Origin of the sequence: Neisseria sp. HMSC078H04, from assembly GCF_001838135.1 — a bacterium.
Lineage (GTDB): Bacteria > Pseudomonadota > Gammaproteobacteria > Burkholderiales > Neisseriaceae > Neisseria.
In genome coordinates this window covers 335973-348238 of record NZ_KV835849.1, presented here as the reverse complement: position 1 = coordinate 348238, position 12266 = coordinate 335973, and the positions used below count along the sequence as shown (strand labels likewise).

The window sequence follows — 12266 nt, the reverse complement described above, 5'->3', positions numbered from 1 at the left end:
GCCGTCTGAAACTTTTCAGACGGCCTTTAGATTATCTTCAAAATAAAAACGGTAGCTTAAAAGCTACCGTTTTCTGTTTCAAGCCTTATACAGGTTTATCTGTTTTGTCTGCTTCTACTGACTCAGCATTCTGAACCTCATTTTGCTCAACAGGTTCAGTAGCTTCAGCAACAGGCGCTTCAGGCTCTTCTACTTTGTCATCGCGGACATTGTGGCTGTAATCTTTAGGCGGGCTAGGTTGTTTACCGGCCATAATTTCCAAAACTTGGTCTCGATCGATGGTTTCCCAATCCATCAGTGCTTTGCACATGGTTTCCATCTTATCGCGATTTTCATCCAAGATTTTGTAAGCCACTTGGTATTGCTCATCTAAAATACGGCGGATTTCCGCATCGATATCTTGTTGGGTTTTCTCGGAAATATTTTGAGAACGGGTTACGCTGCGACCCAAGAATACTTCACCTTCGTTCTCAGCATAAACCATCACACCCATTTTATCGCTCATACCATAACGCGTTACCATCTCGCGTGCCATTTGAGTTGCACGCTCAAAGTCGTTAGATGCGCCGGTAGAAATACGGCCAATAAAAATATCTTCAGCAATACGGCCACCAAACAAGATTGAGAGCTGGCTCAGCATTTGGTCTTTGTACATACTGATGCGGTCACGCTCAGGCAGTTGCCAAGTCAAACCCAATGCACGGCCACGAGGCATAATCGTTACTTTGTGAACCGGATCGGTAAACGGCAGGCTTTCCGCTACGATTGCATGACCGGCCTCATGATAGGCTGTCGCACGTTTTTCATCTTCGTGCATTACCATACTGCGACGCTCCGGACCCATGTAGATTTTGTCTTTGGCATCTTCAAAGTCGCTTTGATCGACTTTAACTTTATTACGACGGCCGGCAAACAAAGCAGCTTCATTGACCAAGTTTGCCAAATCTGCACCTGAAAAACCAGGTGTACCGCGTGCCAAAGAAGTCAAATCTACGGATGCATCCAAAGGTACTTTTTTAGCATGTACTTTCAAGATTTGTTCACGGCCACGGATATCGGGCAATGGAACAACAACTTGACGGTCAAAACGGCCCGGACGCTGCAACGCAGGATCAAGTACATCAGGACGGTTGGTTGCTGCGATCACAATAACGGTTTGGTTGCTTTCAAAACCATCCATTTCAACCAACAATTGGTTTAATGTTTGCTCACGCTCATCATTGCCACCACCCAAACCGGCACCGCGCTGACGGCCAACCGCATCAATTTCATCGATAAAGATGATACATGGCGCGTTTTTCTTAGCCTGCTCGAACATATCGCGGACACGGCTCGCACCGACACCGACAAACATTTCTACGAAGTCAGAACCTGAAATACTGAAGAATGGCACACCAGCCTCACCAGCAATCGCTTTAGCCAGCAATGTTTTACCCGTACCAGGGCTACCGGCCAACAAAATACCGCGTGGTACACGACCGCCCAGACTTTGGTAACGGTTAGGCGATTTCAGGTAATCCACGATTTCTTGTACTTCTTCTTTTGCCTCATCACAACCGGCAACATCGGCAAAAGTAACTTTATTGGAATCTTTGTCCAGTAAACGTGCACGGCTCTTACCAAAAGAGAATGCGCCGCCTTTACCGCCACCGCCGCTTTGCATGCGCATGAAGTAGAACCATGCACCGATCAACAACAAAACAGGCAGCAGGCTGTAAAACAGACTGGCCAGCATGCTTGGTTTTTCTTCCGGAGTCACTTTGACGCGTACTTTGTTGTCCAACAGTGTTTTAACCAAGTTGTCATCCAAAGGCGCATTGGTATAGAAGGCAGTTTTATCGGTGCGCTCACCTTTAATCAGATAGCCGCTGACAACAGATCCTTCAATATTGACATTGGATACTTCGCCACTATTAACTTGCTGAATAAATTGAGAATATTCGATTTGCTGTTTATCTTCCTGCTTATCGCTGAGCGCATTGAATGCTGCTAAAAGCATAGCACCACCCACTACCCAGACTAATATGTTTTTAATGGTATTCCCCACTGAACAGGCTCCATGGTTACAAAATAAATAAAATCAAGGGAAAGAATTTTAAAGCACCCACCCTACATTGTCAGCGTTTATTTTTACCTAATAGGTAAATCTCACTGGAACGATTGCGGGAAGCATCCGGCTTTCGGGTTTGTACACTGGCAAAAATTTCACGCATAGCCGCCGTATACTCTTGATAACCCGCGCCTTGAAACACCTTCACTAAAAAACTGCCTCCGGTTTTCAAATGTTGGAAGGCAAAATCCAAAGCCAGTTCACACAAATAAAAACTGCGTGCCTGGTCGGTTACGGCATTGCCTGACATATTGGGTGCCATATCACAGATTACAAGGTCTAACGGACGATTATCCAATAAAGCTTCAAACTGCTCCAAAACGGCATCTTCCCTAAAGTCGCCCTGAATAAACGACACACCTTCAATAGCTTCCATCGGCAAAATATCCAAAGCAAACACTGCTCCTGTTTTACCGACCAGCTTGGCCGCCACCTGTGACCAACTTCCCGGCGCGCTGCCCAAATCCGCCAAAACCGTACCTGGCTTGATTAATTTGTCTTTTTGATTGATTTCCAATAATTTATAAGCCGCCCTGGCACGATATCCGTCCTTTTGTGCCATATGGACATAATGATCGTTGACGTGCTCATGCAGCCATGCTTTTGAAGATTTTGAGCGTACAGCCATCTTGATTTGAAATGCTTAAGTTAAAATCAGCATTGTACGTTATTTCCCCCGTAAATGTTCTAAATCGCGTACAATATAGCCATTATTCTTTTTAATTGGATACTTATTAATATGAGCGACAACAAATTAAGCACCAAAGAAATTTTGGCCTTGAAAGCCCAAGCACACCACCTCCACCCTGTCGTTATGGTTGGCCAACAAGGCTTGACCGACTCGGTTATCAAAGAAACCGATGCAGCATTGACAGCGCACGAATTGATTAAAGTCCGTGTTTTTGGCGATGATCGTGCTGAACGTATTGAAATTTGTGATGCCCTGTGTGAAACACTGGGTGCCCAACTGGTGCAACATATTGGTAAATTACTTGTTTTGTGGCGCAAAAAACCGGACAACGAATAATTTAAACTGAATAAACAGCAGAAGTATTTTCTCAACCCACTTTATCATATCCTTCTGTTGTATTTATGCAGCATAAAATAAATTATTCCATTATTCTAAGTATAAAAATACAAATACGGTTGCCTGTTTTTGTAAATAACCTCAAAATTACAAAATCATAACGGCCGCACCCTGTCGGCCGATTATTTTATTCCTAATCCTTCACAAAATATAAAAGCAAACCGATGAATGCTCAACAATATGAAGAATCTTTTCTGCTAGCAGAAAAATTAATCACTCAAGACCCACCTGACTTTGCACGAGCCATCCCTTTGCTCTGCGAAGCAGCAGAAGCCGGGCATATTGAGGCTGCATTTCAGCTGGCAGGATGCCTAATCGAACACCACGAAAATGCGCAAGATTTAGCAATTGCAGTTGAATATTTAAAGCAAGCTGCAAGAGCTGGTCATCCATACGCCCGCTATAATCTTCTCCAATTACAAGAAAATAATGGAATAGAAGTAGAAAAGCTCATCGCAGCCTATCAAGAGCTTGCCGAAGAAGGATTGGCTCCTGCCCAACTGCGCCTGATGCGTTTATATGCAGACAATGGCAATGACCAAGAAGCAGTCAAATGGGCACTGAAAGCTGCCGAACAACAAAATCCTCAGGCACAATACTTCTTAGCCCAGCATTACCAATATTCCAGCTCTCCTGATTTGGAATATTCCCATAAACTTTATCAGCAATCCGCTGCACAGGGATTTATTGCGGCACACTGGCAACTCGGCCTTCAATACAAATTTGGGCAAGGTGTTGCACAAAACCCTGAAAAAGCAATCGAACATTTGCGTATTGCCGCCGATTACGACATTGTTCCAGCGCAAACCTCTCTTGCAGAACTCTTGTCAGTATCAAACCCTGCCGAGGCATTAGAATGGTTTGAAAAAGCGGCAGAACAAGGTGACAGCAATGCGCATGTAGCACTTGCCGAAATCTATCTTCTGGGTAAAAACACCGAGCGAGACCCTCAAAAGTCCTATCAACACGCTAAGTTTGCTGCGGATCAAAATGACCCGGAAGGCTTGCGCCTTTTAGGAGATATCCATCGCTACGGATTGGGACGAGCAGTTGATGCAGACACTGCCCGTCAGTATTATCAACGCGCAGCCGACTTAGGCAATCTTGTCGCTTACCAAAAACTTCTATCTGACAGTGCGTTGAATAACCAGCAAAACTACGAGTTAACCAAAGAAATCGCCCTTCAACGTCAAGAGGCCGAGCGCCTATACAAACTGGCATTCGCGGCCCACTATGGTTTAAAACGCCAACAAAATTATGCTGAAGCACTGGAGCTATACCTTCAGTCTGCAGAACGAGGACACAGTAAATCACAAACCAATCTTGGCATGATGTATTACAGCGGACAAGGTGTACCTGTCGACTATGCCCAAGCTGCAAAATGGTTTGAAGCAGCGGCCAAACAAAGAGACACGATGGCTCAATATAATCTTGCCTGTCTGTATTATCACGGTATGGGCGTAGAAAAAGACATCAACAATGCTTGTTTCTGGCTACAAGAAGCTATCCAACATGGACATGAACAGCAAGACGTTCTCAAAGAGCTTTTGGCTCAATGGAAGCAGTTCGCTCAAAAAGCTTCTGCCGCTTAAAGGCCGTCTGAAATTCTCAGACTACTAACAAATGACATGCCCAGCTATTCAACTAGCCTGTGCATGTCATTTTTTAATTTTCCCTTCCTCAATCATCGTCCTCTTAAAATTTCACTCTTTCTTAACCTCTTCCAAAATCTTCAGACGGCCCATTCGCTTGTAAAAAATAACACAGTCTGAACTTTCTTTTTCAAACTCAAAGTTTAAATTTAATTTTCGATTTTAGACAAATTTTGAAAATTAATTTTCGTATTCGAATTTTTTAATCCAAACAACAGAGACTTTTACCGTGTCTGTTTAATATTCTAATTTTAAAACCATCATAAGGACACTTTTAAAAATCATCAATTCAACCTCTACCCTCCTATTAATATCAACAGCGCGATTTGCCAGTTTGCCCAATTACTGATAGCATTTGCAGGTTAGCCAGTTTGCAAAAAATTTTAATTTTTCAGAATTTTCATTGCTTCATATAACGTATTGAAAATATTTAAATAATTAAAATTTTTTCGAATTTGACTCTTGGAATTTTCGTTTATAAGCCGTATTTGTTCACAAACGAAAATATCGGAGTAATACTCCGTCATTGAAAAACACTCAACACAAGGATAGATATTATGTCCACCCAATTACACGATGTTGACCCAATTGAAACCAAAGAATGGTTAGACGCGTTAAGCTCTGTTTTAGAATATGAAGGCAGCGAACGCGCCCAGTATCTGCTGGAAAGTTTGGTCAAATACAGCCGTGACAAAGGCATCCGTATGCCTCACGGTACCACTACTCCATACTTGAACACCGTTTCCGTTGAAGACGAAAAAGGCATCCCTGGCGACCAAAACATCGAACACCGCATCCGTGCGTTCGTTCGTTGGAACGCTGCCGCTATCGTTTTGCGCGCGGGTAAAAAAGATTTGGAATTGGGTGGGCACATTGCATCTTTCCAATCAGCCGCCACTATGTACGAAGTCGGCTTCAACCACTTCTGGAAAGCCAAAGGCGAAGGCGAAGAAGGCGATTTGGTATTCTTCCAAGGCCACGTTGCCCCTGGCATCTACGCACGCGCTTTCGTTGAAGGCCGTCTGACTGAAGACCAATTGAACAACTTCCGTCAAGAAGTTGCCGGTCATGGTCTGCCTTCCTATCCTCACCCTCACCTGTTGCCTGACTTCTGGCAATTCCCAACCGTATCTATGGGTCTTGGCCCATTGATGGCGATTTACCAAGCCCGTTTCCTGAAATACTTGGAATCTCGCGGCCTGGCTAAAACCAAAGGCCGTAAAGTATGGGTATTCTGTGGCGACGGCGAAATGGACGAACCTGAAAGCCAAGGTGCTATTGCTCTGGCTTCACGCGAAGGCTTGGACAACTTGGTATTCGTCATCAACTGTAACCTGCAACGTTTGGACGGCCCAGTACGCGGTAACGGCAAAATCATTCAGGAGCTGGAAGGCAACTTTGCCGGCGCAGGCTGGAATGTTGTGAAAGTCATCTGGGGTCGTCGTTGGGACCGCCTCTTGGCAAAAGACAAAGATGGCATCCTGCGTAAACGTATGGAAGAGTGCTTGGACGGTGACTACCAAACTTACAAATCCAAAGACGGTGCATACGTCCGTGAACACTTCTTCAATACGCCTGAACTGAAAGCATTGGTCGCCGATATGACCGATGAGCAAATTTGGGCATTGAACCGCGGCGGCCATGATCCTCAAAAAGTGTACAACGCTTATGACCGCGCAGTGAACCACGCTGACGGCAAACCTACTGTCATTTTGGCGAAAACCATTAAAGGTTACGGTATGGGTGCATCCGGCGAAGGTCAAAACGTTGCCCACCAAGCCAAAAAAATGGACAAAGCGTCTCTGAAACAATTTCGTGACCGCTTTGACATTCCTGTAACTGACGAGCAAATCGACAGCGGCGACCTGCCTTACCTGACTTTTGCTCCCGACAGCGAAGAATACAAATACCTGCATGCACGCCGTGAAGCTTTGGGTGGCTACCTGCCTCAACGCAAACCTACCCAAGAAGTTCTGGAAGTGCCTGAGTTGTCAGCATTTGAGACTCAACTGAAATCCAGCGGTGACCGTGAATTCTCAACCACCATGGCTTTCGTCCGCATCCTGTCTACTTTGCTGAAAGACAAAAAAATTGGCAAACGCGTGGTGCCTATCGTTCCAGATGAAAGCCGTACGTTCGGTATGGAAGGTATGTTCCGTCAATACGGTATTTGGAACCCTAAAGGCCAACAATACACTCCTCAAGATAAAGACCAACTGATGTTCTATAAAGAATCTGTTGACGGTCAAATCTTGCAAGAAGGTATTAACGAACCTGGTGCCATGGCTGACTGGATTGCTGCTGCGACCAGCTACGCAAACAACGACTTTGCCATGATTCCTTTCTACATCTACTACTCTATGTTCGGTTTCCAACGAGTTGGCGACTTGGCATGGGCAGCAGGCGATATGCATGCACGCGGCTTCCTGCTGGGTGGTACAGCCGGCCGTACAACACTGAATGGCGAAGGTTTGCAACACGAAGACGGCCACAGCCACATTCAAGCAGACTTGATTCCAAACTGTGTAACTTACGATCCGACATTCCAATATGAAGTAGCCGTTATCGTACACGATGGCTTGCGCCGCATGTATGTTAACCACGAAGACGTGTTCTACTACATCACCCTGATGAATGAAAACTACACCCATCCAGACATGCCTGAAGGCGTAGAACAAGACATCCTGAAAGGTATGTACTTGCTGAAAGCCAGCGGCAAAGGCGATAAAAAAGTCCAATTAATGGGTTCCGGTACCATCCTGCAAGAAGTAATTGCCGGTGCCGAATTATTGAAAGCCGACTTCGGCGTAGAAGCAGACATCTGGTCTTGCCCATCATTCAACCAGCTGCACCGCGATGCCATCGAAGTGGAACGCTTCAATCGTCTGAACCCATTGGAAACTGCAAAAGTACCGTTTGTTACTTCTCAACTGCAAGGTCATGACGGTCCGGTTATTGCCGCTACCGACTACATCCGCAGCTATGCTGACCGCATCCGCGCCTATATCCCGAACGACTACCACGTTTTGGGTACTGACGGCTTCGGTCGCTCAGACAGCCGTGCCAACCTGCGCAGCTTCTTCGAAGTTGACCGCTACAACGTTGCCGTTGCTGCATTGAGCGCTCTGGCCGAACAGGGCAAAGTCAGCAAAGAAACCGTTCAACAAGCCATTGAAAAATATGGTATTAAAGCCGATGCAGCTCCTAGCTGGAAACGCTAATTGATGTTTCAGACGGCCTGTTAACATTAGGCCGTCTGAAAACCAAATGTTTGAATGGTTTGAACAGACAAACTGTACCGATGCCGTGTGAAACAGTTTTCAGACGGCATCAAACTGAAAATATTAAAGGAACTCAAATGAGTATCGTAGAAATCAAAGTCCCTGATATCGGCGGTCATGAAAACGTCGACATCATCGCTGTAGAAGTTAAAGCAGGCGACACCATTGCCGTTGACGACACCCTGATTACTTTAGAAACCGACAAAGCCACTATGGACGTACCTGCCGATGCAGCCGGTGTCGTGAAAGAAGTTAAAGTTAAAGTTGGCGATAAAATCTCTGAAGGCGGCGTTATTCTGACCGTTGAAACCGATGCCGCCGCTGCCGATGCAGCCCCGGCTCCTGCAGCTGAAGCTCCTGCAGCTCCCGCTGCCGCTACTGCCGCAGCCCCTGCAGGCGGGGCAACTGTAAAAGTTGTTGTCCCGGATATTGGCGGTCATACAGATGTAGACATTATTGCCGTTGAAATTAAAGTTGGCGACACTGTTGCCGTTGACGACACTCTGATTACTCTGGAAACCGACAAAGCCACTATGGACGTACCATGTACAGAAGCCGGTGTTGTTAAAGCCGTATTTGTAAAAGTTGGCGACAAAGTATCTGAAGGTTCTGCCATTATCGAAGTAGAAACCGCCGGTTCCGCCGCAGCTGCTCCTGCTCCTGCCGCTCAAGCTGCCGCACCTGCACCAGCCGCTGCTCCGGCTCCTGCTGCTCCCGCACCAGCCGCTACGCCTGCTCCAGCTGCACCTGCAGCTGCCAAAATTGACGAAGCTGCTTTTGCCAAAGCCCATGCAGGTCCTTCCGCACGTAAACTGGCGCGCGAATTGGGTGTAGATTTGGGTCAAGTTAAAGGTACCGGTCTGAAAGGCCGTATCATGGGCGAAGACGTTAAAGCCTTCGTTAAATCCGTTATGCAAAGCGGTGCAGGCAAACCTGCCGCTGCCTCTTTGGGCGGTGGTCTGGACTTGTTGCCATGGCCTAAAGTTGACTTCTCTAAATTCGGCAGCGTCGAAGTTAAAGAACTGTCTCGCATTAAGAAAATCTCTGGTCAAAACCTGTCTCGCAACTGGGTTGTGATTCCTCACGTTACCGTACACGAGGAAGCGGATATGACCGAATTGGAAGAATTCCGCAAACAGCTGAACAAAGAATGGGAACGCGAAGGCGTGAAACTGTCTCCATTGGCCTTCATCATTAAAGCCTCTGTTGCTGCGCTGAAAGCCTTCCCTGAATTCAACGCCTCTTTGGATGGCGACAACTTGGTGCTGAAAAACTACTTCAACATCGGTTTCGCAGCAGACACGCCAAACGGCTTGGTTGTTCCAGTAATCAAAGACGTGGATCAAAAAGGCTTGAAACAAATCAGCCAAGAGCTAACCGAATTGTCTAAAAAAGCCCGCGAAGGCAAGCTCAAACCACAAGAAATGCAAGGCGCATGCTTTACCATTTCCAGCTTGGGCGGTATCGGCGGTACAGGCTTCACGCCAATCGTGAATGCTCCTGAAGTTGCCATCTTGGGCGTGTGCAAATCTCAAATCAAACCGGTTTGGAACGGCAAAGAATTCGCTCCTCGCCTGATGTGCCCGTTGAGCCTGTCCTTTGACCACCGTGTCATCGACGGTGCCGCCGGTATGCGCTTTACCGTATTCCTGGCTAACCTGTTGAAAGACTTCCGCCGCATTACTCTGTAATCCGAGCATTTTCAGACGGCCTTTTTACTCAGGCCGTCTGAAAAAAGAAGTCCGAACATCATTCAGAAAGATTAGACATGAGCTTAGTTGAATTAAAAGTGCCCGACATTGGCGGTCACGAAAACGTAGATATTATTGCGGTTGAAGTAAATGTAGGCGACACCATTGCTGTGGACGATACCCTGATTACTTTGGAAACCGATAAAGCCACTATGGACGTACCTGCCGAAGTTGCAGGTGTCGTTAAAGAAGTTAAAGTTAAAGTCGGCGATAAAATCTCCGAAGGCGGCTTGATTGCAGTCGTTGAAGCCGAAGGTGCGGCTGCCGCTCCTAAAGCCGAAGCACCAGCTGCTCCTGCGCAAGAAGCACCTAAAGCAGCCGCTCCTGCTCCTCAAGCTGCTCAATTCGGCGGTTCTGCCGATGCCGAATACGACGTAGTTGTATTGGGTGGCGGCCCTGGCGGTTATTCTGCTGCATTTGCCGCTGCTGACGAAGGCTTGAAAGTTGCCATCGTCGAGCGTTACAAAACTTTGGGCGGCGTTTGCTTGAACGTTGGCTGTATCCCTTCCAAAGCCCTGTTGCACAATGCTGCCGTTATCGATGAAGTGCGTCACTTGGCTGCCAACGGTATCAAATACCCAGAGCCTGAACTCGATATCGACATGCTGCGTGCTTACAAAGACGGCGTGGTTTCCCGTTTGACTACCGGTTTGGCAGGCATGGCCAAAGGCCGTAAAGTAGACGTTATCCAAGGCGACGGCCAATTCTTAGATCCGCACCACTTGGAAGTGTCGCTGACTACCGGCGACGTGTACGAGCAAGCGACTCCTACCGGCGAGAAAAAAATCGTTGCCTTCAAAAACTGTATCATTGCAGCAGGTAGCCGCGTAACCAAACTGCCTTTCATTCCTGAAGATCCACGCATCATCGATTCCAGCGGTGCACTGGCTCTGAAAGAAGTACCGGGCAAACTGTTGATCATCGGCGGCGGTATTATCGGTCTCGAAATGGGTACGGTTTACAGCACTCTGGGTTCTCGCCTGGATGTTGTTGAAATGATGGACGGCCTGATGCAAGGTGCAGACCGCGACTTGGTTAAAGTATGGCAAAAACAAAACGAATACCGTTTTGACAACATTATGATCAACACCAAAACTGTTGCTGTTGAGCCTAAAGAAGACGGCGTTTACGTTACCTTCGAAGGTGCAAATGCACCTAAAGAGCCGCAACGTTACGATGCCGTATTGGTGGCTGCCGGTCGTGCGCCTAACGGCAAACTCATCAGTGCCGAAAAAGCAGGCGTTGCTGTAACTGATCGCGGCTTCATCGAAGTGGACAAACAAATGCGCACCAACATGCCGCACATCTACGCTATCGGCGACATCGTCGGTCAACCGATGTTGGCACACAAAGCCGTTCACGAAGGCCACGTTGCTGCTGAAAACTGTGCCGGCCACAAAGCCTACTTTGACGCGCGCGTTATTCCGGGCGTTGCCTACACTTCTCCTGAAGTGGCATGGGTTGGCGAAACCGAATTGTCAGCCAAAGCTTCCGGCCGCAAAATCACCAAAGCCAACTTCCCATGGGCTGCTTCCGGCCGTGCGATTGCCAACGGTTGCGACAATGGTTTCACTAAGCTGATTTTTGATGCTGAAACCGGCCGCATCATCGGTGGTGGTATCGTTGGTCCTAACGGCGGCGATATGATCGGCGAAGTCTGCTTGGCCATCGAAATGGGCTGTGATGCAGCCGATATTGGTAAAACCATCCACCCACACCCAACACTGGGCGAATCCATCGGTATGGCTGCTGAAGTGGCATTGGGCGTATGTACCGACCTGCCTGCTCAGAAAAAGAAATAAGTTCACTCAAATAAAATTTGAACGAACTTGATGGAACAAAGGCCGTCTGAATGTTTCAGACGGCCTTTTTGCAAACAAGGAGACTCAATATGAAAAAAATCGAAGCTATTATCAAACCTTTCAAACTCGACGATGTGCGTGAAGTCTTAACTGAAATCGGCATTACCGGCATGACAGTCAGCGAAGTTAAAGGCTTCGGCCGCCAAAAAGGCCATACGGAAATTTATCGCGGCGCAGAATACGCAGTCGATTTTCTGCCTAAAGTAAAAATCGAATTGGTATTGGCTGACGATAAAGTCGATCAGGCTGTGGATGCCATTTTAGAAACTGCGCATTCCGGCAAAATTGGTGACGGTAAAATCTTCATTTATCCGGTTGAAGAAGCTATCCGTATCCGTACCGGTGAACGCTCGGAAGCAGCGCTTTAATAGAAATCGCAAAATACAGAATGCAAATGCCGTCTGAAAAAAGTCATGACTTGTTTTAATCAGGACTTATTTTTCAGACGGCATTAATTGAATACCCCCCATTTTCTAAAGCCTATCCAAGTAAACCTATTATCGAAAACCTCACGCTATCAAGC

8 protein-coding genes are annotated in these 12266 nt (G+C 46.9%); 6 read left to right on the top strand and 2 right to left on the bottom strand.

Annotated features, from left to right (window positions below; genetic code table 11):
• Window positions 1–85 precede the first annotated feature (85 nt).
• Window positions 86–2047, bottom strand: a complete 1962-nt coding sequence (gene ftsH / locus HMPREF2560_RS07405; protein WP_070608315.1) for an ATP-dependent zinc metalloprotease FtsH — start codon at window positions 2045–2047, stop codon at window positions 86–88.
• A 70-nt stretch (window positions 2048–2117) separates the two neighbouring features.
• Window positions 2118–2738, bottom strand: coding sequence for an RlmE family RNA methyltransferase (locus HMPREF2560_RS07400; RefSeq protein ID WP_070608314.1), 621 nt, complete (start codon window positions 2736–2738; stop codon window positions 2118–2120).
• 111 nt (window positions 2739–2849) lie between these two features.
• Between HMPREF2560_RS07400 and yhbY the strand changes: the two genes are divergently transcribed.
• From yhbY to HMPREF2560_RS07370, 6 genes are all read left to right on the top strand, one after another.
• Window positions 2850–3137, top strand: coding sequence for a ribosome assembly RNA-binding protein YhbY (gene yhbY, locus HMPREF2560_RS07395; RefSeq protein ID WP_070608313.1), 288 nt, complete (start codon window positions 2850–2852; stop codon window positions 3135–3137).
• A gap of 224 nt (window positions 3138–3361) precedes the next feature.
• Window positions 3362–4789 carry a tetratricopeptide repeat protein gene (locus HMPREF2560_RS07390; RefSeq protein WP_070608312.1) on the top strand — a complete coding sequence of 476 codons (1428 nt, stop codon included), beginning with the start codon at window positions 3362–3364 and terminating at the stop codon, window positions 4787–4789.
• Window positions 4790–5406: 617 nt separating this feature from the next.
• Complete coding sequence (aceE, locus tag HMPREF2560_RS07385) at window positions 5407–8070, top strand: pyruvate dehydrogenase (acetyl-transferring), homodimeric type (protein WP_070608311.1); 2664 nt, start codon at window positions 5407–5409, stop codon at window positions 8068–8070.
• Between the two features lie 137 nt (window positions 8071–8207).
• Window positions 8208–9821 (top strand): dihydrolipoyllysine-residue acetyltransferase, encoded by a 1614-nt coding sequence (gene aceF / locus HMPREF2560_RS07380; protein WP_070608310.1) that lies wholly within the window; start codon window positions 8208–8210, stop codon window positions 9819–9821.
• 77 nt (window positions 9822–9898) lie between these two features.
• Window positions 9899–11683, top strand: coding sequence for a dihydrolipoyl dehydrogenase (lpdA, locus tag HMPREF2560_RS07375; RefSeq protein WP_070873800.1), 1785 nt, complete (start codon window positions 9899–9901; stop codon window positions 11681–11683).
• An 89-nt stretch (window positions 11684–11772) separates the two neighbouring features.
• Window positions 11773–12111 (top strand): P-II family nitrogen regulator, encoded by a 339-nt coding sequence (locus HMPREF2560_RS07370; protein WP_063069030.1) that lies wholly within the window; start codon window positions 11773–11775, stop codon window positions 12109–12111.
• The last annotated feature ends 155 nt before the right edge of the window (window positions 12112–12266 follow it).